The sequence below is a fragment of the Paracoccus denitrificans genome (assembly GCF_900100045.1).
Classification (GTDB): Bacteria; Pseudomonadota; Alphaproteobacteria; order Rhodobacterales; family Rhodobacteraceae; genus Paracoccus; species Paracoccus denitrificans.
In genome coordinates, this window is the sequence record NZ_FNEA01000006.1 from 109,908 (window position 1) to 131,886 (window position 21,979).

Here is a 21,979-nt window from a genome sequence, read left to right on the forward strand (position 1 = left end):
CCCGGTGGCTGGCTTACCTCTTGCCCCGCGCGGGCGCAACCGCCCGCAGATAGGACAGGGGCGCAGGAGCCCGCTGGAAAGGAGCCTCGATGCGTCCCGGTTACGATGAATCGCCGCTGAACCCCGTGCCCGCCGTGGTCTGGATGATCGCGCTGCCGATGATCGCCTGCGAGGCGGTGTTCGGCCTTGCCCAGATGGGCTTTATCGGTGGGGGCGGGCAGGGCGCCGGCCTCGCCATGCGCCAGATCGCGGTCGAGCGCACCGCCTATATCCCCGAATTCGTGCTGCGGCTGTGGCAGATGCGGACCTTTCTGTTCGACCAGAGCTGGCGCATTGTCACCTATCCCTTCGTGCACCTGTCGCTGACCCATGCACTTTTCGTGATCGTCTTCACGCTGGCGCTGGGGAACTTGATCGCGCATCAGTTCCGCGCCTGGGCGGTCGCCGCGCTGTTCTTCGGCTCGGCCATCGGCGGCGCGCTGGTCTATACGCTGGCCGCCGGGCTCTTGCCGCAATTCCGCTTTCAGGCGCTGATCGGCGGCTATCCGGCGGTCTACGGCTTCGTCGGCGCCTTTACCTTCCTGCTCTGGACCCGGCTCGGACAGGAGAACGCGAACCGGCTGCGCGCCTTTGTCCTGATCGGCATGCTGCTGGCTTTCCAATTGGTCTTCGCCATCCTGTTCCAGGACGGCAGCCTGACCTGGATCGCCGAGATCGCCGGATTCTGCTGCGGCTTCCTTTTGTCCTTCGTGCTGATCCCGGGCGGGGTCGGGCGCGTGATGCGCCAGATCCGTCAGCGCTGACGCCGCAAGCCCGCGCGCAGGTCCGAGGGGCGGAAGGCGCCAAGAACCAGCGCCGCCGCGCCATAGGCCGCGATCCCGCCAAGGACCAGCGCGGCCAGCGCCAGATAGCGCGTCCCCGGCTGCTCCAGCGCATCGCCCAGTGCCAGCATCAGCCCCCATATCACCGCGCCCATAAGGGCGGATGCGGCGCAGATGCGGGGCAGGCGGTGGCGGAACCGCTCGTCAAGCTCGGCCGCCTCGCCAAAGGCGCGGGTGCCGCGCCAGAGCTGCGCGGCCATGGTCCAGCCGGCAACGGTGGTGCCCCAGGCGGCGGCGGAAAAGCCGATGAAGGGCGCAAGCCCCAGCGCCACCACCGCATTGACCACCATCGACCAGACGGCGAAGCGGAAGGGGGTGCGCGTGTCCTCGCGCGCGAAATACAGCGGTTGCAGCACCTTTTGCAGCACGAATGCCGGCAGGCCCAGGCCATAGATCGCCAGCGCCAGCGCGGTCGGGCCGACATCGGCGGTCAGGAAGGCGCCGCGCCGGAACAGCACCGAGATCAGCGGATAGGCCGCGATCACCAGCGCCACGGCGGCAGGCACGGTCAGGAACAGCGCGAATTCGGCGGCGCGGCTATAGGCATGGCGGCCGCCGCCGGTATCGCCGTTCCTCAGCCGGCGCGAGATGTCGGGCAAGAGCACGATGCCGATGGCGATGCCGACCACCCCCAGCGGCAGTTGATAAAGCCGGTCGGCATTGGTCAGCCAGGCGATGGCACCGTCGAAGAACGAGCCGACCTGCCGCCCGACCAGCAGGTTGACCTGCACCACGCCGCCGGCCAGCACGGCGGGCGCCGCCACGGCCAGAAGCCGCCGCATGTCCGGCGACAGCTTGGGCCGGCGCAGGTGCAGGGCAAAGCCCATGCGCTTCGCCGCCCACCAGACGGTGAAAAGCTGCGCGATGCCCGAGACCGGCGTGGACCATGCCATGGCCAGCCCCATGTCCCAGCCCCGCCAGTCCGCCAGCAGCATGGCGGCGATCAGCACGAAGTTCATCAGCACCGGGGCGGCGGCCGCCGCCATGAACCGCCCGCCGGCGTTCAGAAGCCCCGAGAGCAGCGCTGTCAGCGAGATGAACAGGATATAGGGAAAGCAGATGCGGCCATAGATCACCGCAAGCTCGAAACGCTCGTCCCCCTTGAAACCCGCCGCCTGCATCAGCACCAACCAGGGCATGGCGAGATGCGCGATCAGCGAAACGACCAGCACCACCGAGAACAGGCCGGAGAACGCCTCTTCGGCAAAGCCGCGCGGGTTCTCGCCGCTCTCCAGCCGCTTGGCGAACATCGGCACGAAAGCGGTGTTGAAGGCGCCCTCGGCAAAGAAGCGGCGGAACATGTTGGGCAGGGTGAAGGCGACGATATAGGCCTGCGCCACCGGGCCGGTGCCCAGATAGGCGGCGATCATCACGTCGCGGACAAAGCCCACCACGCGGCTGGCCAGCGTCCAGGCCCCCACCGAGAGAAAGCCCCGGATCAGTCGTATCGGTTGCATCTTCTGTCCCTCAGAACGTCCCGCCCGACGGGCGCTCGGCCCGCTCGGCCCGCTCGACCCCTTCCTTGATCGCCTGCCGCAGCCTTTTTTCCAGCGCCTCACGGCGTTGTGGCTGGTGCAGCTTCAGCCCGAACATGTCCTTGACATAGAAGGTGTCCACCACCTGCGCACCAAAGGTGGCGATCACGGCGCTGGCGATCTGGATGTGGTTGTCGGCCAGGGTCCGGGTCAGGTCGTAGAGCAGGCCCGGACGGTCGCGGGTATCGACCTCGATCACCGTGTAGACGTCGGATGCCTCGTTGTCGAAGGTGACATGGGTGGGGAAGCGGAAGGCCGCCTCGCGCTTCTTCGGCTTGTCGCGGCCGGCCAGCGCCTCGCGCGCGACGATCTCGCCCTTCAGGGTGCGCTGGATCATGGTGCGCAGGCGGGGCAGGCGGTCGGCGGCATAGGGATGGCCGTCCGCATCCTGCAACCAGAACACGGCGGTGGCGAAGCCGTCCTTGGTGGTATAGGTGCGCGCGTCGACGATATTCGCGCCCACCAGCGCCAGGGCGCCGGCCATGCGCGAGAAGATGCCGGGATGGTCGGCCAGCACGAAGGCGGCCCGCGTCGCATCGCGGTCGGTATCGGGATGCAGGTCGGTGCGGATCTCGTGATCGCCCAGGTCCTTCAGCATCTGGGCAAAGACATATTGCGTCTCGGTCGGCAGGCCCGGCCAGTAATTGTCGTAATGCCGGCCCAGTTCGGCCTTGATGGCCCTGGGCTCCCAGCCCTTGGCCGTCAGCAGGTGGCGCAGCGAACGCTTGGCCTCGCCGATGCGCTTGTCGCGGTTCAGCTCCTCCAGCCCGTTCTCCAGCGCAAGCTTGGTTTCCTGGTGCAGCTTGCGCAGCAGCATCGCCTTCCAGTTGTTCCAGGTGCCGGGGCCGACGCCGCGGATGTCGCAGACGGTCAGCACCAGAAGCATGTCCAGCCGCTTGGTCGTCTTGACCGCCTTGGCGAAGTCGCGAAGCGTGCGCGCATCGGCAATGTCGCGTTTCTGCGCCACATCCGACATCAGCAGGTGGTTGCGGATCAGCCATTCGATGGTCTCGATCTCATCCGCAGGCAGGCCGAAGCGGGTGCAGATGCGCCGCGCCAGCCGCGCGCCCAGGATCGAATGGTCCTCGGCCCGGCCCTTGCCGATGTCGTGGAGCAGCACGGCAAGATAGATGACCCGCCGGTTCACCTTGCCCTTCATGATCTTGCTGACCACGGGCAGATCCTCGGCATCCTCGCCGCGCTCGATGGCGGCCAGGGCTGCCACGCATTGGATCAGGTGCTCGTCCACAGTGTAATGGTGATAGACGTTGAACTGCATCATCGCCACGACCGGCGCGAATTCGGGGATGAAGGCGGCCAGCACCCCCAATTCGTTCATCCGGCGCAGCGAACGTTCCGGGTTGCCGTGCTTCAGGAGCAGGTCGAGGAAGATGCGCACCGCCTCGGGGTCCGAACGCATGCGGTCGTCGATCATCTCCAGATTGGCGGTGACGACGCGCATGGCGTCGGGATGGATCAGGATGCCGGTCCGAAGCGCCTCTTCGAAAAGCCGCAGGATGTTCAGCGGGTCGGACAGGAATTGCCGCTCGTCGCCATAGGTCAGCCGGCCCCGGTCCATCCGGAAGCCCGAGCGGACCCGGCGGCGGCGCTGGAACAGCAGGTTCATGATCGGTGCACGGTAGAGGTGCCTTGCCTCCAGCGCGACCAGGAACACCCGCGTCAGCTCGCCCACCCTGGTGGCGTGCAGGAAATAATCCTGCATGAATATCTCGACCGCGCGGCGCCCGCCCAGGTCGCGATAGCCCATGCGCCTGGCGACCTCGACCTGCATGTCGAAGGTCAGCTTGTCGGCCGGCCGTCCCGCGATCAGGTGCAGGTGGCAGCGCACCGCCCAGAGAAAGTCCTCGGCCTGCCAGAAGGTCAGGTGCTCTTCGCGGGTGAAGAAGCCCAGGTCGACCAGTTCCACGGCGCGGTCGACGCGATGGATGTATTTTGCGATCCAGTAGAGGGTCTGCAGGTCGCGCAGGCCCCCCTTGCCCTCCTTGACGTTAGGCTCCAGCACATAGCGCTGACCGCCCTGGCGGCGGTGGCGCTCGGCCCGCTCGGCCAGCTTCGCCTCGATGAATTCGGGGACGGTCTTGTCGAAAAGCTCGGACCACAGCCGGTCGCGCAGGACTTCGGCGGCGGTGGCATGGCCGCAGATCAGCCGGTGCTCCAGCAGGCTGGTGCGGATGGTGATGTCGCCCGCGCCCAGCCGCAGGCAGTCGTCGATCGAGCGCGTGGACTGGCCGACCTTCAGCTTCAGGTCCCACAGCATGTAGAGCATCGATTCCACGACGCTCTCGGCCCAGCCGCTGACCTTCCACGGCGTCAGGAACAGCAGGTCCACGTCGGATTGCGGCGCCATCTCGGCCCGGCCATAGCCGCCGATGGCCAGCACCGCCAGCCGCTCGGCATCCGTAGGGTTGAGCAGCGGGTGCAGGATGGTGGTCGCGACGTGGTGGATTGCCGTCACCGTGGCGTCGGTAAGGCTGGCGATGGCGCGCACCGTCTCGCGCGCGGCGCGGGGGTGGGACATGAAGCCCGCGGCGATGTCGCCCATGGCGGCATTGCGGGCCTGGGTCAGGATCGCGACGGTGCGCGCCCGGATCTCGCGCGGCTCGGCGATGTCGCGCAGCGCCTCGGTCAGCGCCGGCAGGAAGCTTTCGGGGCTGAACAGCGAATGCGCCCCGGGCAGGGCCGGGGCGCTTTGCGGCAGGCTGTCGGTATCCTTGGCGCTCAAGATCAGAACCCGAAGCCGCCGAAGCTGCGCGGCGCCGGATCCAGCACCACCACCTGGCCCGCCCGCACGGTGGCCACGGCCAGCGCACGCTCGTTGGTGCCGTCGCGCTTGAGGCGGAAGGCGCCCGAGACCCCGGCGAAGCCCGCGCTCTGCGTCAGCCCCGAGGTGGTCAGCGCATTGCGCTTGCCGGCACGCACCAGCGCCGCGATCGCGGCCACGCCGTCATAGGCCAGCGATCCCAGCTCATGCGGCGTCTCGCCATAGGCGGCACGGTAGCGCTGGTCGAACTGTGCCTTCATCGTGGTGTCGGGAATGGCGAACCAGCCGCCCTGCACGCCGCGCAGCTGCAGCCGGGCCGAGGGCTGGTCCCAGCGCGTCAGCCCCATCATCTGCACCGAGGCCGAGCTGACGCCGGCATCGGCCAGCTTGTCGGTCAGATAGGGCAGAACCGCACCCTGGTTCGCGGTCAGGAAGACCGCATCGACATTGCCCGACAGAGCCGCCTGCGCGACATTCGGCACGATGCCGTCGATGCCGGTCTTGGACAGCGGATGCACGGCGGTCCCGGCCAGGGTGGCACCGTTTCGCTGGATCGCACGCTGGATGGCGCGGGCACCGACCTGGCCGGCGGTGTCGTCCTCGGCCACCATCATGATGCGGCGCTTGCCGTTCCTGACGCCGTATTTCACCAGCCTGTCGGCCACGTTGTCGAAGGTATTGCCCAGCACGAAGACATTGCCGCCCGCGATGTCGGTATTGTTCGAGAAGGACAGCACGTTGACGCCCTGCGGCGCCATGGCGTTGCCGACCGCATTGGCGCTGTCGGCGAAAAGCGGGCCCAGGATGATCTTGGCGCCGTCGGCCACGGCGCGGTTGGCCATGGCGACGGCGGTCCCGGGCTCGGAGCCCGAATCATAGATGCGCAGGTCGATGGTGGCGCCGCGCGCATCGGCCGCCGCCATCTTCGCGGAATTGCTGAGCGAGCGCGCCAGCCAGTCCAGATCCGCGCTGCCCGTGCCGCCGGGCACCAGAAGCGCCACCGGCACCGGCTGCGAGGGATCGATGCTCTGGCCGGTCTGCGGGCCCGAGGCTCCCATCTCGATCGGTTGGCAGGCGGCAAGCGCCAGGACGGAAAGGACAGCTCCGACGCGCGCGAGCGGGCGGCGCAGGTCGAAGGCGCCGCGGATCGTTTTCAGGACGGTCATGGCGTGATTCCCTGTTTGGATCGAGGCTGGGGGTTTGATGGGGGCAGGTTATTGGCATATTCGGGACATGGCAACTTGCCCCGGCAGCATGAAAGGAACCCGCGATGGAGGATGGCGCCAGCACAACCGGGACGGGCGCGCGGACGCTTTCCCTGACCGTATCGGCATCCGCGCCCGAACCGGGGCTCTATCTGGTGGCGACCCCCATCGGCGCGGCGCGGGACATCACCCTGCGGGCGCTCGACGTGCTGAACACGGCCGATATGCTGGCCGCCGAGGATACCCGCAACCTGCGGCATCTCATGGATATTCACGGCATCCCGGTCCGGGGCCGGCGCATCGTCGCCTATCACGACCACAATGCCGACCGGCAGCGCCCGGCGATCCTTGCCGCCCTGGGCGAGGGACGGTCGGTCGCCTATGCCTCGGATGCAGGCACGCCGCTGGTCGCCGATCCCGGCTACCGGCTTGCGCGGGATGCCGCCGAAGCGGGCTTTGCCGTCCGGGCGCTGCCCGGGCCCTCGGCGGCGCTGGCGGCGCTGTCCGTCTCGGGCTTGCCCAGCGACAGGTTCCTGTTCGTGGGCTTCCCGCCGGCCGCCGCCGGTGCGCGGCGGACATGGATCGAAAGCTGGCGCAAGGTCGATGCCACGGTGATCGCCTTCGAAAGCCCCAGGCGCGTTAAGCAATTGTTGGAGAATCTGTGCGAACTTGAGGCGAATCGGCTTACGGTGATCTGCAGGGAACTGACGAAGAAATTCGAAGAGGTGCTGCGTGGCACGGCGACGGAACTGCTGGAACAAATCCCCGGAGAGGGACTGCGCGGCGAGATCGTGGTGCTGTTCGGCCGCCCCGAACCGGCTGCTGCGGATGAAGGCAGCCTGCGCGAAGCGCTGAGCGAACTGCTGGACGGATCGCCGGTGAAGGAAGCAGCCGCAGAAGTCGCGGCTCGGTTTGGCCGGCCACGACGCGAAATCTATGCGCTGGCTCTTGAGATGAAGAAGGAACGGGAATGAAGTTCGAAAGGATTTCGGACGGGACGCCGGTCGCGGCCGTCGACAGGAAGGCTCTGCAAGGTGCCGTCGCCTATTCCGCGGGTCGCCTCGCCGAGGAATCGGCGGCGCGGGAATATCGCCGGCGCGGTTACGAGGTCATGGCCGAACGCTGGCGCGGGCGCGGCGGCGAAATCGACCTGATCCTTTGCAGGGATGACGAATACACCTTTGTCGAGGTCAAGAAATCGCGCTTTCACGACCGGGCGGCGGAGCGGATCGGTGCGCGGCAGATCGCGCGAATCTGCAATGCTGCGCTGGAATATTGCGGGCGCCTGCCCGCCGGGCTGCTGACCGCAATGCGCTTCGACGCAGCCTTGGTCGATCAGTTCGGGCGGGTCGAGATCATCGAGAATGCATTTGGCGTGAACTAGGCCCTGGGCCAGCTCGCAGGGCGCATGAGCGTGCGGCCCGCGCTGCCAGATCTTGCTCGGCGCCGTCTTGGAAGCCGGTGCCGGACAGTGGGCAGAAACACGAATCTCGGCGCCGATCCGGCGCTGCCGCTTGCAAAGCCCGTCCATGCGCGCGAGAACTTCGGCCGAAACAGGCTGGGGATGATGGTATGAGTCTTTACGTGGCCCTGCAGATGGACCCGATCGAGCAGGTCTCGATCGACGGCGACAGCACGTTCCGGCTGGGGCTTGAGGCCGAAGCCCGCGGCCACCGGCTGTTCCAGTATACAGCCGACCGCCTGAGCTATTGCGAAGGGCGGGTCATGGCGCGCGGCCGGCCGATCACCCTGCGCCGCGAACAGGGCAACCATGTGAGTTTCGGCGACTGGACCGATGCCGATCTGTCGGAGTTCGACGTGGTCTGGCTGCGGCAGGATCCGCCCTTCGACATGGGCTACATCACCACCACGCACCTGCTGGACCGGGTGCAGCCCTCGACCTATGTCGTCAACGATCCGTTCTGGGTGCGCAACAGTCCCGAGAAGCTGCTGGTGCTCGATTTCCCAGAGCTTACACCGCCCACGCTGATCACCCGCGATCTGGCACAGATACGTGCCTTTCGCGAGCGGCATGGCGACTTCATCCTCAAGCCGCTCTACGGCAATGGCGGGGTCGGCATCTTCCATATGCGACCCGACGACCCGAATCTGTCCTCGCTGGTCGAGACTTTCCTGGCCAATAGTCGCGAGCCGATCATCGCCCAGAAATACCTGCCCGCCGTGGTCAAGGGCGACAAGCGCATCATCCTGGTCGATGGCGAGCCGGTCGGCGCGATCAACCGGGTTCCGGCCGAGGGCGAGGCACGGTCGAACATGCATGTCGGCGGCCGTCCCGAAAAGATCGGCCTGACCGAGCGCGAATACGAGATCTGCGCCCATATCGGTCCGGTCCTGCGCGAAAAGGGCCTGCTTTTCACTGGCATAGATGTGATCGACGGCTGGCTGACCGAGATCAACGTGACCTCGCCGACCGGCATTCAGGAACTCGAGCGCTTCGATGGCATCAATGCGGCTGCGCTGATCTGGGACGCGATCGAGCGCCGGCTGGCCGAGCGAAGCTGATACCGCACCGGAAGGCGAAGCCGAAGGCAGGGCTCCGGGGATCCAATGATCCGCTGCTGCGGGTTCATGGAGGGCCAGCCTTGCCGCGACCTCGGCCGCAACCGTGCCGACCACCCGTCGCCTTTCAATCCGGCCGGCCGAAGGGCAGGCGATAGGACAGCGCCTCTGCCAGATGCGGCTGGCGGATGGCGGGCGAGCCGTCCAGATCGGCGATGGTGCGTGCGCTGCGCAGGATGCGATGATAGCCGCGCGGGGTCAGCCCCAGCCGCTCGGCTGCCAGCGCCAGCAGCGACCGGCATTCGCCGTCGAGCGGCGCGACCTCTTCCAGCAGCCGGCCCGAGGCGTCGGCGTTCACCCGCGCCGTCGGATGGCCGGCAAAGCGGGCGGCTTGCAGCGCGCGGGCTGAGGCGACACGCGCGGCGACGCTGGCCGAGCTTTCCCCCGTCGCCGGCAGGCCCAGATCCTCGATCGCGACCTGCGGCACTTCGATGCGCAGGTCGAAGCGGTCCATCATCGGACCCGAGATGCGGCCCAGGTAGTCCGACCCGCAGCGCGGCGCCTTGGAACAGGCCCGCGCGGCATCGGCGATCTCGCCGCAGCGGCAGGGATTGGCTGCTGCGACCAGCAGGAAACGCGCCGGATAGCGGATATGGGCATTGGCACGCGAGACGTGGATCTCGCCGGTCTCGATCGGCTCGCGCAATGCGTCGATGACGCGGCGTTCGAATTCGGGCAGTTCGTCCAGGAACAGCACGCCGTTATGGGCCAGGCTGGCCTGGCCCGGCCGGGCATTGCGGCCACCGCCCACCATCGCGGCCATCGAGGCGGTATGATGCGGCTGACAAAAGGGGGCCATGCGCGAGATACCGCCCCCGTCGAGCAGGCCGGCGACGGAATGGATCACCGAGGTTTCCAGCGCCTCCTGCGGGTTGAGCGGCGGCAGGATGCCGGGCAGGCGGGTCGCAAGCATGGATTTGCTGGCACCGGGCGGACCGACCATCAGCAGATGGTGCCGGCCGGCCGCGGCGATCTCCAGCGCGCGGCGGGCGCGTTCCTGGCCCTTCACCTCGGAGAGGTCGGCTTCGAACACGGTCTCGGCCAGTTCGCCGGGCGCGGCGCGGGCCAGGGGGGCGCGGTCGGTCAGGTGGTCGACCGCCTCGCGCAGGGTGCGCGGCGCAAGGACCGGCACGGCGCCGACCCAGGCGGCCTCGGCCCCGCAGGCGCGCGGCAGCAGCAGCGCGCGGCTTTCCTCGGCCGCGGCCATGGCGGCGGGCAGGGCGCCCGCGACCGGCGAAAGCCGCCCGTCCAGTGCCAGTTCCCCCAGCGCCACCACGCGCTCCAGCGCCTCGGCCGGGACGATTTCCAGCGCGGCCAGCACGGCAAGCGCGATGGGCAGGTCGAAATGCGAGCCCTCCTTGGGCAGGTCGGCGGGCGAAAGATTCACCGTCACCCGCCGCGAGGGCATGGCGATGGACAAGGCCCCGAAGGCGGCCTTGACCCGTTCGCGCGCCTCGCTGACCGATTTGTCGGGCAAGCCGACGATACCGAAGCCCGGCAGGCCCGGCGAGACCGAACATTGCACCTCGACCAGCCGCGCCTCGACCCCGTCGAAGGCCACGGTATAGGCAATCGCCGCCATCGGCTCTCCCCGCATCATCCGCGGCCGGGTTAACCCGAAAGGGCTTAAAGATCGGTTAACGGGCGCGGCTTGCTTGTTCCGCGGCCCGCTTCGGCCTATGTGCAGGGCGAATGACACGGCAGAGGACAGGCCCATGCAAGGCAGCCGCATATTGCTGATCGTCGGCGGGGGCATCGCCGCGTTCAAGATACCCGAGCTGATCCGCATGATCCGGCGCGACGGCGGCTCGGTCGTGCCGGTGCTGACACGGGCGGGGGCGGAGTTCGTCACGCCGCTGACGCTGTCGGCGCTGGCCGAGGCGCCCTGCCATACCGAGCTGTTCGACCTGACCCGCGAATCCGAAATGGGCCATATCCAGTTGTCGCGGGCCGCCGATCTGGTGGTGGTCGCGCCGGCGACCGCCAACCTGCTGGGGCGGATGGCGGCAGGGATGGCGGACGACCTGGCCACCACCCTGCTTTTGGCGACCGACAAGCCGGTCCTGGCCGCGCCGGCGATGAACGTGCGCATGTGGCAGCATCCGGCGACACAGCGCAACATCGACACGCTGGAGAACGACGGCATCCGGCTCATTGGCCCGGACGAGGGCGACATGGCCTGCGGCGAATACGGCCCCGGCCGCATGGCCGAGCCCGAGGCGATCCTGGGGGCGATTCGCGCGGCCCTCGGTCGCGAGCGGCCGTTGCGCCTGCCGCCCGAAGCGGTGGTCTCGCTGCCCTCGCGGCGGCTGAGCGGCCGGCATGTCATCGTGACCTCGGGGCCGACGCATGAGCCCATCGACCCGGTGCGCTATATCGCCAACCGCTCCAGCGGGGCGCAGGGCACGGCCATCGCCGCCGCGTTGCGCGACCTGGGTGCGCGGGTCAGCTTCGTCACCGGCCCTGCCGAGGTGCCGCCGCCCGAAGGGGTCGAGGTGATCGCGGTCGAGACCGCACGCGCGATGCGCGACGCCGTCGAGGCCGCCTTGCCGGCCGATGCCGCGGTGATGGCCGCCGCCGTCGCCGATTGGCATGTCGCCAATGCCAGGGCGGGCAAGATCAAGAAGGATGGCTCGGGCCGGTTGCCCGAACTGCAATTCGCGGAAAACCCCGACATCCTGGCATGGATCAGCCAGCTTGGCCGTGATCGTCCGTCGCTGGTGGTGGGCTTTGCGGCCGAGACCGACGACGTGCTGGAAAACGCCACCCGCAAGCGCAAGCGCAAGGGTTGCGACTGGATCGTCGCCAACGACGTCAGCCCCGCCACCGGAATCATGGGCGGGACCGAGAATGCCGTCACGCTGATTTCCGAGGCCGGGGCGGAAAGCTGGCCGCGCCTTTCCAAGCAGGAGGTCGCGCTACGGCTTGCCGAGCGCATCGCCGGGGCGTTGGACCATGCCCAGGACGGCATGCCGGAGGAGCGCATATGAACCGGGTCTATCTGGACTGGAACGCTACCGCGCCGCTGCGCCCCCAGGCGCGCGAGGCGATGCTGGCCGCGACCGGGATCGTCGGCAACCCGTCCTCGGTCCACGCCGAGGGCAGGGCGGCGAAATCCGCGCTGGAACGGGCGCGCGAGGACGTCGCCACGGCGCTTGGCGCCGAGGGGGCGGATGTGATCTTCACCTCGGGCGCGACCGAGGCGGCGGCACTGGCGCTTCAGGGCCGGGGGCTGGCCTGTTCGCCGGTCGAGCATGCCGCCGTGCTGGCCTGGTGCAATGCCTCGCTGCGGACGGATCAGGCGGGGCGGGTCGCGGTTCCCGATCCGGGCCGCGCGACGCTGCAACTCGCCAATGCCGAGACCGGCGTGATCCAGGACCTGCCGCAAGGGCTGGCGGTCAGCGACCTGACGCAGGCCTTCGGAAAGATCCCCTTCGCCTTCAACTGGCTGGGTATCGAGGCCGGCTTCGTCAGCGCCCACAAGCTGGGCGGGCCGCGCGGCATCGGCGCGCTGGTGGTGAAGCGCGGCACCGAGGTCGAGGCGCGGATCAAGGGCGGCGGGCAGGAACAGGGCCGCCGTGCCGGGACCGAGAACCTGATCGGCATCATGGGCTTTGCAGCGGCCGCAAAAGCGGCGCAGAATGATCTGGATCAAGGAATCGGGGAAAAAGTGTCGCAACTGCGCGATTCCCTGATGGCTGCTCTGGAATCCGGGGCGGAAATGGTTACATTCCCGGGGCGCGAGGCCCGCCGCCTGCCCAATACATTGTCGATCCTGACGCCGGGATGGCGCGGAGAGACGCAGGTGATGCAGATGGACCTGGCCGGATTTGCCGTCTCGGCAGGCTCGGCCTGTTCTTCGGGCAAGGTTCGGCCAAGTTCGGTTCTGACGGCCATGGGAATCGCGCCGGAATGGGCGGGCGATGCGATCCGCGTCTCGATCGGACCGACGACGGAGCCTGGAGACGTGATGCGTTTTGCGGATGCCTGGCTCGCGGCCCATGGCCGCTGGCGGCAAAGGAATGATGGGCGGGCGACCGCGGGAAGGGTTTGAGATGACTGTAGAGATCGGCGAGGCAATCGAAATCCGCGAGGGCGTAGACCGCGAGACCGTCGAGACCGTCCAGAACATGGGGTCCTACAAATACGGCTGGGATACCGAGATCGAGATGGAATATGCCCCCAGGGGCATCAACGAGGATATCGTCCGGCTGATCTCGAAGAAGAACGAGGAACCGGAATGGATGACCGAGTGGCGGCTGCAGGCCTTTCGCCGCTGGCAGACCATGACCGAGCCGAAATGGGCGATGCTGAACTATCCCGAGATCGACTATCAGGACCAGTATTACTACGCCCGCCCGAAAAGCATGCAGGTCAAGCCCAAGTCGCTGGACGAGGTCGACCCCAAGCTGCTGGCCACCTATGAAAAGCTGGGCATCCCGCTGAAGGAGCAGATGATCCTGGCCGGGATCGAGGGCGCCGAGGGCGCACCGGCCGAAGGGCGCAAGGTCGCGGTCGATGCTGTCTTCGACAGCGTCAGCGTCGGCACCACCTTCAAGGACGAACTGGCCAAGGCCGGGGTGATCTTCTGCTCGATCTCGGAAGCCATCCGCGAACATCCCGAACTGGTGAAGAAATACCTGGGCTCGGTCGTGCCGCAGTCGGACAATTTCTTCGCCACGCTGAACTCGGCGGTCTTTTCGGACGGCAGCTTCGTCTATGTGCCGCCGGGGGTGCGCTGCCCGATGGAGCTTTCGACCTATTTCCGCATCAATGCCGAGAATACCGGCCAGTTCGAGCGCACGCTGATCATCGCCGACAAGGGCTCTTACGTCAGCTACCTGGAGGGCTGCACCGCGCCCAAGCGCGACGTGGCGCAGCTGCATGCCGCGGTGGTCGAGATCGTCGTGCTGGAGGATGCCGAGGTCAAGTATTCGACCGTCCAGAACTGGTTCCCCGGCGACGAGGAAGGCAAGGGCGGCATCTACAACTTCGTCACCAAGCGCGCGGATTGCCGCGAGGCACGGGCCAAGGTGATGTGGACCCAGGTCGAGACCGGCTCGGCCATCACCTGGAAATACCCGTCCTGCATCCTGCGCGGCGACGAGTCGCAGGGCGAGTTCTATTCCATCGCCATCGCCAACAACCACCAGCAGGCCGACACCGGCACCAAGATGATCCACCTTGGCAAGAACACCCGCTCGCGCATTGTTTCCAAAGGGATTTCCGCCGGACAGGCGCAGAATACCTATCGCGGCCTCGTGTCCATGCACCCGCGCGCCAAGAACAGCCGCAACTATACGCAATGCGACAGCCTGCTGATCGGCGACAAATGCGGCGCCCATACCGTGCCCTATATCGAGGTGAAAAATACCTCGTCCCGTGTGGAGCATGAGGCGACAACCTCGAAAGTGGATGACGACCAGCTGTTCTATTGCCGCCAGCGCGGCATGGACGAGGAAGAGGCCGTCGCGCTGGTTGTGAACGGCTTCTGCCGCGAGGTCCTGCAGGCCCTGCCGATGGAATTCGCCATGGAGGCGCAGTCGCTGGTCGCGATCAGCCTGGAGGGGTCGGTCGGATGATCGTCACCACCACCCCCGGCATCGAGGGTCGCCGCATCAGCGCCTATCACGGCGTGGTGACGGGCGAGACCATCATCGGGGCCAACATCTTTCGCGATATCTTCGCCGGGATTCGCGACATCGTGGGCGGCCGTGCTGGGGCTTACGAATCCGCGCTGGCCTCGGCCCGCGAAACCGCCTTGTCCGAGATGCAGGACCGCGCCCGCCAATTGGGCGGCAATGCCGTGGTCGGCGTCGATCTGGATTATGAAGTCATCAACAACATGCTGATGGTGTCCGCCTCGGGCACCGCCGTAAGTGTCGAATAGGAACGAACCATGCTGGAAATCAAGAATCTGCACGTCAAGCTTGAGGATGAGGACAAGCAGATCCTCAAAGGCGTCGATCTGACCGTCCCCGCTGGCGAGGTCCATGCCATCATGGGGCCGAACGGCTCGGGCAAGTCGACGCTGTCCTATGTGCTTTCGGGCCGCGACGGCTACGAGGTGACCGGGGGCGAGGCGACGCTGGACGGCGAAAGCCTGCTGGAGATGGAACCCGAGGAGCGTGCGGCCGCTGGCCTGTTCCTGGCCTTCCAGTATCCGGTCGAGATCCCGGGCGTCGGCAACATGACCTTCCTGCGCACCGCCGTGAACGCGCAGCGCAAGGCGCGCGGCGAGGAAGAGCTTTCCTCGGCCGATTTCCTCAAGCTGATCCGCCAGAAGGCCGCGACGCTGAAGATCGACAGCGAGGTGCTGAAGCGCCCGGTCAATGTCGGCTTCTCGGGTGGCGAGAAAAAGCGCAACGAGATCTTGCAGATGGCCATGCTGGAGCCGAGCATGTGCATCCTGGACGAGACCGATTCCGGCCTTGACGTGGACGCGATGCGGCTGGTGGCCGAGGGCGTGAACGCGCTGCGTTCGCCCGACCGCGCCTTTCTGGTGATCACACATTACCAGCGGCTTCTGGACCATATCAAGCCGGACGTGGTGCATATCATGGCCGATGGCCGCATCGTGCGCACCGGCGGCCCCGAACTGGCGCTGGAGGTCGAGCAGAACGGCTACGGCGATCTGCTGGCGGAGGTCGGATGATGGCGGATACGGCTGTTCTTGCCGCGCAAGTGCCTGCGGTCGAGGGCAAGGTCCGCCCCGGAGATGCGGCGCTGGCCGCACGCCTGGATGCCCTGGACCTGCCGCGCGGCGGCTTTACCCGCGCCGCGCGCGAGGATGCGGCGCAGCGGCTGCAAGCCATGGGCCTGCCCGGTGCACGTGACGAATACTGGCGCTATACCGATCCGGCGCCCTTCAACGCCGCCCGGCCCGAGCCGGTCGAATTCGGCGCCGATGCCTCGACCCTGTTCACCGGGATCGAGCGGCTGAACCTGGTCTTCGTGGACGGCCGTTTCGACGCCGCCGCCTCGGATGTGCTGGATGTCGAGGGCGTGGAGATCGAAAGCCTCGCCGCTGCCGAAGCCGCCGCAGACCATTGGGCGGCCGGGCTTTACGGCCGGCTGGAAACCGCCGGGCAGGTGCCGGTCAAGCGTCCCTTTGCCGTGCTGAATACCCTGGCCGCGGCCGAGGGCGTGCTGATCCGCGTCACCGGCAAGGTCGAGCGGCCGGTCCATATCACCTATCGCCGCTCGGCGCCCGATGCAGACGTGTATCTGCATCACGTCGTCAAGCTGGAGGAGGGGGCCGAGCTGACGCTGCTGGAAAGTGGCGCAATCGGTGCGCGGTCGAACGTGGTGATCGAGGCCGACCTGGGCCGCGGCGCCCGCTTCCACCATATCAGCGCCAAGCGCGCCAACGATCCCAAGCTGGGGCTGGGCCATATCTTCGCCCGCGTCGCGGCCGAGGCGTTGTTCAAGTCCTTCTCGCTGTCGGTCAACGGCTCGATGATGCGCAACGAAGCGGTGATCGAGATCGCCGGCGACGATGCCGTGGCCCATATCGCCGCCGCGGTGCTGGGCGATGGCGACACCGGCCGCTTCCACCACGACGACACCGTTTTCGTCACCCATGCCGCCGAGCGTTGCGAAAGCCGGCAGGTGTTCAAGAAGGTGCTGAAGAACGGGGCCGAGGGCATCTTCCAGGGCAAGATCCTGGTCAAGCCCGGCGCGCAAAAGACCGACGGCTACCAGATCAGCCAGGGGCTGCTTCTGGACGAGGGCAGCCAGTTCCTCGCCAAGCCCGAGCTGGAGATCTATGCCGACGACGTGAAATGCTCGCATGGCTCGACGACCGGCGCGCTGGACGAGACTGCGCTGTTCTACCTGCGCTCGCGCGGGGTGCCGAAGGAACGCGCCATCGTGCTTCTGGTGCTGTCCTTCCTGGCCGATGCGCTGGACGAGATCGAGGACCAGCGGCTGCGCGACGACATCCTCGGCCGGCTGGAAGACTGGCTGACCGCGCGCGCGGGCAATTCGGCCACCGCATGAGCCGGGCCGGCATCGCCCCGCGCATCCTTGAAAGCTGGTGGGCGCCGGGCAGGGTGGTCAGATCCCTGCGCGGCATGCCCGACCGGGCGCTGATCGTCGTGCTGATGGCGGCGATGCTGATCTTTCTGGTGGCGCAGGCGCCGGGCCATGCCCGGGATGCGCAATTGCAGCCCGAGGTGCCCCTTGGCGCGCGCATGGGCGGGGCGTTGCTGGCGGTGATGTTCATGATGCCGCTCCTGGCCTATGCGGTGGCGGCGCTGGTTTCGGCGCTGTCGCGGCTGACACCTTGGCCCGTGGCGCCTCAGGATTCGCGGCTGGCATTGTTCTGGGCCTTGCTGGCGATCGCACCGGCGATGCTGCTGGCGGGCCTGACCGCCGGGCTGGTCGGCCCCGGTCCGGCGCTTGGCGTGACGCGGGCGGTGGCGGGCCTCGGCTTTCTCGTGATATGGGGCGCGGGATTGCGCGCATTGGCGGGGAACAGATGAAACTGGGCGATCTTGGCGATCTGATGGTCCTGACCTTGCGGGACCCGGATACGGCAGTGCGCGTACTGCGCGGGCTGGAACTGCCGATGGCGGTGCGCTGGATGGTGCTCTTGCTGGCCGTGACGCTGTCCACGCTGCTTGCCGGGCTGTCGCTGCTGCTGTTCCCGATCGAAGTGGACAATCCCGTCTCGCGCATGCTGTCCGAGCCGATGTCGCTGGCCGGCATCCAGTTTGGCGCCATGGTGCTGTCGGCACTGTTCGTGGCCCAGATCGGGCGACTGTTCGGCGGGCATGGCACCTTTCCGGACGCGCTGCTGATCGTCGGCTGGGTCGAGCTGATGCTGGTCGGGCTGCAGGCGGTGCAGGTGGTGATGATGATGCTGTTTCCGGCCACCGCCACGCTGCTTTCCATGCTGGCCTTCGGCCTTTTCCTTTATCTTGCCGTGACCATGACCAAGGCGCTGCACGGCTTCACCAGCACCGGCAAGGTGGTGGTGGGGCTGATCGGCAGCGTCTTCCTGCTTGGCTTCGTGCTGTCGCTGATCGCGGCGGCATTCGGCATCGTCCCCGAGGTGACACCATGAACTTCGACGTCGAAAAGGTCCGCGCCGATTTCCCGATCCTGTCGCGGCAGGTGAACGGCCGGCCGCTGGTCTATCTGGACAACGGCGCCTCGGCGCAGAAACCGCGCGTGGTGATCGACGCCATCACCCGCGCCTATGAGGCGGAATATGCCAATGTCCATCGCGGGCTGCATTTCCTGTCCAACCTCGCGACCGAGAATTACGAGCGCGTGCGCGCCATCATCGCCCGCTTCCTGAACGCCCCGCGCGAGAACGAGGTGATCTTCACCTCGGGCGCGACCGAAGGAATCAACCTCGTCTCCTATGGCTGGGCCGCGCCCCGCCTGCAGGCCGGCGACGAGATCGTGCTGTCGGTGCTGGAGCATCACGCCAATATCGTGCCCTGGCATTTCCTGCGCGAGCGCCAGGGCGTGGTGCTGAAATGGGTCGAGCCCGAGCCCGACGGCTCGCTGCCGCCCGAAAAGGTGCTGGCGGCGGTGGGCCCGCGCACCCGGCTGATCGCCGTCACGCATATGTCGAACGTGACCGGCACCGTGGTCGATGTCGGCGCCATCGCACGCGGCACCTCGGTGCCGGTTCTGGCCGACGGGTCGCAGGCCGCCGTGCATATGCCGGTGGACCTGTCCGCGCTCGGCGTCGATTTCTACTGCATTACCGGGCACAAGCTCTATGGCCCTTCGGGCTCGGGTGCGATCTGGATCCGGGCCGAGCGCCAGGCCGAGATGCGCCCCTTCATGGGCGGCGGCGACATGATCCGCACCGTCACCCGCGAAAGCATCGACTATGCCGACCCGCCGCTGCGCTTCGAGGCCGGCACGCCCGGCATCGCCAACCAGATCGGGCTGGGTGCGGCGCTGGAATACCTGATGGCGCTTGGCATGGAGAATGTCGCCGCGCATGAACGCGACCTACGCGACTATGCCCGCGACCGGCTGCGCAGCCTGAACTGGCTGTCGGTGCAGGGCGACGCGGCGGACAAGGGCGCGATCTTCTCGATGACGATGCAGGGCGCACATGCGCATGACATCTCGACCATCCTCGACAAGCGCGGCATCGCGGTGCGGGCGGGCACGCATTGCGCCATGCCATTGCTGGATTTCTTCGGCGTCAGCGCCACGGCGCGCGCCAGTTTCGCGATGTACAACACCCGCGCCGAAGTCGATGCGCTGATCGACGGGCTGACCTTCTGCCGCGAGCTTTTTGCCTGAACCCCATTGCAGAGCCGCGCATTTGCGGCTATGCAGCCCATGCGTTGCACCCGTAGCTCAGCTGGATAGAGCGTTGCCCTCCGAAGGCAAAGGCCACACGTTCGAATCGTGTCGGGTGCGCCATTTTCCCCTTTATTACCCTTCCTTACCGCGGCGATCCGTTGCCGCGCATCGCGAAGGAATGAAGCCCCGCTCATGGCAGGAGCGGGGCTTGGGTTCGGCTGCGAAGGTTCTCCCGCAGCCTTCGGGTGACTGAACCGGGCACCGGCCCATGCGGCCTCATGTGGGAACGGCCGCGGCAGAGCGGAATGGCGGGATCATCCGTGACGCGGCGTCACCGACGGGTTTTCGCGCTGGCTTTCGGAGCATGGAAAACCCGGCACTCGCGGGTGCGAATGCCGGGTGCGTAAAGATTCAGAAAAGGCTCAGGCCAGTTCCAGATTCAGGCTTTTCTCGAAGGCGCTGCGATAAAGCTGCGACAATTCGGCCAGCGGTGCGGCATCGCCGCCAAACGCCACCGCTTCGCCGCCAAACCGGCCCACGCGCGCCAGCGGCACGCCCGCCGCCTGGGCCGCCTCGACCAGTTGCGCGGCATTCTCCTCGGAGCAGGCCACCAGATAGCGCGCCTGGTCCTCGCCGAAAAGCTGGGCGATCTCGGCGCTGTCCAGCGTGACGCCCAGTCCCGCCGCCTCGGCCAGTTCGAAGGCGGCAAGCGCCAGCCCGCCATCCGACAGGTCGGTTGCGACTGAGACCAGCTTGCCATGCGCGCGCAGGAACTCGCCGTTGCGACGCTCGGCGGTCAAGTCGACATGCGGCGCATCGCCCGCCTCGATGCCGAAAGCCTCGGCGACCAGCGCCGACTGGCCCAGATGGCCGCGGGTTTCGCCGATGACCAGCGCAAGATCGCCCTCGGCCGGCAGGCCCGCGATCAGATCGTCCAGATCGGCGATCAGCCCGACGCCGCCGATGGTGGGGGTGGGCAGGATGCCTTTGCCGTCGGTCTCGTTGTAAAGCGAGACGTTGCCCGAGACGATGGGGAAATCCAGCGCCGCGCAAGCCTCGCCGATGCCCTTGATGGCGCCGACCAGCTGGCCCATGATCTCGGGCTTTTCCGGGTTGCCGAAGTTCAGGTTGTCCGTGGTGGCCAGCGGCAGGGCGCCGCAGGCGGTCAGGTTGCGATAGGCCTCGGCCACCGCCTGCTTGCCGCCCTCATAGGGGTTCGCCTTGACATAGCGGGGGGTCACGTCGCTGGTGAAGGCCAGTGCCTTTTGGGTGCCATGCACGCGCACCACGCCGGCACCAAGGCCGGGGCGGCGGACGGTGTCGGCGCCGACCTGGGTGTCGTATTGCTCCCAGACCCAGCCCTTATGGGCATGGTTCGGGCTGCCGATCAGCGATTTCAGCGCCGCGATGGGGGCGATGGCGGGCAGGGCGGGCATCTCGGCCGCGGCCGGCGTCGGGGTCCACGGGCGGTCGTATTCCGGCGCGCTGGAGCTGAGCTTGGACAGCGGCAGGTCGGCCTTGACCTCGTTGCCGTGGACGATCAGGAAACGGTCCTCGGCGATGGTCTCGCCGACGATGGCGAAGTCCAGATCCCATTTCTCGAAGATCGCCCGCGCCTCGGCCTCTTTTTCGGGCTTCAGCACCATGAGCATGCGTTCCTGCGACTCGGAAAGCATCATCTCATAGGCGGTCATGTTGGTTTCGCGCTGCGGCACGGCGTCCAGCACCAGCTTGATGCCCAAGCCACCCTTGTCGCCCATCTCGACCGCCGAGCAGGTCAGGCCGGCCGCACCCATGTCCTGGATCGAGATGACGGAATCCGTCTGCATCAGTTCCAGGCAGGCTTCCAACAGGCATTTCTCGGTAAAAGGGTCGCCGACCTGCACGGTGGGGCGCTTTTCCTCGATGGTGTCGTCGAACTCGGCCGAGGCCATGGTGGCGCCGCCGACACCGTCGCGGCCGGTCTTGGCGCCCAGATAGACCACCGGCATGCCGACGCCCGAGGCGGCGGAATAGAAGATCTTGTCGCTGTCCGCGAGACCCGCCGCAAAGGCGTTCACCAGGCAGTTGCCGTCATAGCTGCGATGAAAGCGCACCTCGCCGCCCACGTTCGGCACGCCGAAGGCATTGCCATAGGCGCCGATCCCCTCGACCACGCCCTTGACCAGATGCGCGGTCTTGGGATGCTCGGGCCGGCCGAAGGACAGCGCATCCATGGCGGCGATGGGGCGGGCGCCCATGGTAAAGACATCGCGCAGGATGCCGCCGACGCCGGTCGCGGCGCCCTGGTGCGGCTCGATATAGCTGGGGTGGTTGTGGCTTTCCATCTTGAAGACCACGGCCTGGCCGTCGCCGATGTCGACGACGCCCGCATTCTCGCCCGGGCCGCAGATCACCTGCGGGCCCGTGGTCGGCAGGGTGCGCAGCCATTTCTTGGACGACTTGTAGGAGCAGTGCTCGTTCCACATGGCCGAAAAGATGCCGAGTTCGGTAAAGCTCGGCTCGCGCCCGATGATCTCGAGGATGCGCTGGTATTCGTCGGGCTTGAGCCCGTGCGCGGCGATCAGTTCCTCGGTGATCTGCGGTTCGTTCATGTCTGGCGCCCTTTTCCCCGGATTTGCGGCCTTTTAAGCGGCGGCGAAGGGTTAGGAAAGAGGCCGCGCGCGGCGGAGGGGAAAACCCGGGCCGCAATGGGTAAAAAAAAGCCGGGCACGA

At 67.2% G+C, this 21,979-nt stretch carries 18 protein-coding genes and 1 tRNA gene; 14 read left to right on the top strand and 5 right to left on the bottom strand.

Annotated features, from left to right (window positions below):
* The first annotated feature begins 89 nt into the window (after window positions 1–89).
* On the top strand, window positions 90–803 hold the full coding sequence (locus BLT64_RS06680) for a rhomboid family intramembrane serine protease (protein WP_011750187.1): 714 nt from the start codon (window positions 90–92) through the stop codon (window positions 801–803).
* Here BLT64_RS06680 and murJ read toward each other — a convergent pair.
* From murJ to BLT64_RS06695, 3 genes are read right to left on the bottom strand one after another with little or no spacing between them, the layout of a single operon-like run.
* Window positions 794–2,338 (bottom strand): murein biosynthesis integral membrane protein MurJ, encoded by a 1,545-nt coding sequence (murJ, locus tag BLT64_RS06685; protein ID WP_011750188.1) that lies wholly within the window; start codon window positions 2,336–2,338, stop codon window positions 794–796. The genes BLT64_RS06680 and murJ overlap by 10 nt on opposite strands.
* A 10-nt stretch (window positions 2,339–2,348) precedes the next feature.
* Window positions 2,349–5,159 carry a [protein-PII] uridylyltransferase gene (locus BLT64_RS06690; RefSeq protein WP_011750189.1) on the bottom strand — a complete coding sequence of 937 codons (2,811 nt, stop codon included), beginning with the start codon at window positions 5,157–5,159 and terminating at the stop codon, window positions 2,349–2,351.
* Window positions 5,160–5,161: 2 nt separating this feature from the next.
* Complete coding sequence (locus BLT64_RS06695; protein ID WP_011750190.1) at window positions 5,162–6,364, bottom strand: penicillin-binding protein activator; 1,203 nt, start codon at window positions 6,362–6,364, stop codon at window positions 5,162–5,164.
* Window positions 6,365–6,468: 104 nt separating this feature from the next.
* On the opposite strand from BLT64_RS06695, the gene rsmI reads away from it, so the two are divergent.
* From rsmI to gshB, 3 genes are all read left to right on the top strand, one after another.
* Window positions 6,469–7,377 carry a 16S rRNA (cytidine(1402)-2'-O)-methyltransferase gene (gene rsmI, locus BLT64_RS06700; RefSeq protein ID WP_011750191.1) on the top strand — a complete coding sequence of 303 codons (909 nt, stop codon included), beginning with the start codon at window positions 6,469–6,471 and terminating at the stop codon, window positions 7,375–7,377.
* Complete coding sequence (locus BLT64_RS06705) at window positions 7,374–7,787, top strand: YraN family protein (protein WP_011750192.1); 414 nt, start codon at window positions 7,374–7,376, stop codon at window positions 7,785–7,787. The genes rsmI and BLT64_RS06705 overlap by 4 nt, the downstream gene beginning before the upstream one ends.
* Before the next feature lie 188 nt (window positions 7,788–7,975).
* Complete coding sequence (gene gshB / locus BLT64_RS06710; protein ID WP_011750193.1) at window positions 7,976–8,926, top strand: glutathione synthase; 951 nt, start codon at window positions 7,976–7,978, stop codon at window positions 8,924–8,926.
* A gap of 124 nt (window positions 8,927–9,050) precedes the next feature.
* Here gshB and BLT64_RS06715 read toward each other — a convergent pair whose 3' ends face one another.
* A complete protein-coding gene (locus BLT64_RS06715) occupies window positions 9,051–10,565 on the bottom strand; it encodes a YifB family Mg chelatase-like AAA ATPase (protein WP_041530639.1) in 1,515 nt (504 codons plus the stop codon).
* Window positions 10,566–10,698: 133 nt separating this feature from the next.
* Between BLT64_RS06715 and coaBC the strand changes: the two genes are divergently transcribed.
* From coaBC to BLT64_RS06765, 10 genes are all read left to right on the top strand, one after another.
* Window positions 10,699–11,973 carry a bifunctional phosphopantothenoylcysteine decarboxylase/phosphopantothenate--cysteine ligase CoaBC gene (gene coaBC / locus BLT64_RS06720; RefSeq protein ID WP_041530435.1) on the top strand — a complete coding sequence of 425 codons (1,275 nt, stop codon included), beginning with the start codon at window positions 10,699–10,701 and terminating at the stop codon, window positions 11,971–11,973.
* Complete coding sequence (locus BLT64_RS06725) at window positions 11,970–13,037, top strand: cysteine desulfurase family protein (protein ID WP_011750197.1); 1,068 nt, start codon at window positions 11,970–11,972, stop codon at window positions 13,035–13,037. The genes coaBC and BLT64_RS06725 overlap by 4 nt, the downstream gene beginning before the upstream one ends.
* A 1-nt stretch (window position 13,038) precedes the next feature.
* On the top strand, window positions 13,039–14,565 hold the full coding sequence (gene sufB, locus BLT64_RS06730) for a Fe-S cluster assembly protein SufB (protein WP_074810396.1): 1,527 nt from the start codon (window positions 13,039–13,041) through the stop codon (window positions 14,563–14,565).
* Window positions 14,562–14,873, top strand: coding sequence for a heavy metal-binding domain-containing protein (locus BLT64_RS06735; protein ID WP_011750199.1), 312 nt, complete (start codon window positions 14,562–14,564; stop codon window positions 14,871–14,873). The genes sufB and BLT64_RS06735 overlap by 4 nt, the downstream gene beginning before the upstream one ends.
* Window positions 14,874–14,882: 9 nt before the next feature.
* A complete protein-coding gene (sufC, locus tag BLT64_RS06740) occupies window positions 14,883–15,638 on the top strand; it encodes a Fe-S cluster assembly ATPase SufC (RefSeq protein WP_074810400.1) in 756 nt (251 codons plus the stop codon).
* The gene (locus BLT64_RS06745) at window positions 15,638–16,984 is read left to right on the top strand and encodes a SufB/SufD family protein (RefSeq protein WP_011750201.1); all 1,347 of its coding nucleotides are present in this window, start codon (window positions 15,638–15,640) and stop codon (window positions 16,982–16,984) included. Before sufC ends, BLT64_RS06745 begins: the two co-directional genes overlap by 1 nt.
* A complete protein-coding gene (locus BLT64_RS06750) occupies window positions 16,981–17,469 on the top strand; it encodes a hypothetical protein (protein ID WP_011750202.1) in 489 nt (162 codons plus the stop codon). The genes BLT64_RS06745 and BLT64_RS06750 overlap by 4 nt, the downstream gene beginning before the upstream one ends.
* Window positions 17,466–18,053 (top strand): YIP1 family protein, encoded by a 588-nt coding sequence (locus tag BLT64_RS06755; protein ID WP_011750203.1) that lies wholly within the window; start codon window positions 17,466–17,468, stop codon window positions 18,051–18,053. The genes BLT64_RS06750 and BLT64_RS06755 overlap by 4 nt, the downstream gene beginning before the upstream one ends.
* Complete coding sequence (locus tag BLT64_RS06760; protein ID WP_011750204.1) at window positions 18,050–19,261, top strand: cysteine desulfurase; 1,212 nt, start codon at window positions 18,050–18,052, stop codon at window positions 19,259–19,261. The genes BLT64_RS06755 and BLT64_RS06760 overlap by 4 nt, the downstream gene beginning before the upstream one ends.
* A 46-nt stretch (window positions 19,262–19,307) precedes the next feature.
* A tRNA-Arg gene (locus tag BLT64_RS06765) sits at window positions 19,308–19,384 on the top strand.
* A gap of 302 nt (window positions 19,385–19,686) precedes the next feature.
* Here the strand turns inward: BLT64_RS06765 and purL are convergent.
* Window positions 19,687–21,858: a phosphoribosylformylglycinamidine synthase subunit PurL gene (purL, locus tag BLT64_RS06770; RefSeq protein WP_011750205.1), complete on the bottom strand. Its 2,172-nt coding sequence runs from the start codon at window positions 21,856–21,858 to the stop codon at window positions 19,687–19,689.
* Window positions 21,859–21,979: the final 121 nt, after the last annotated feature.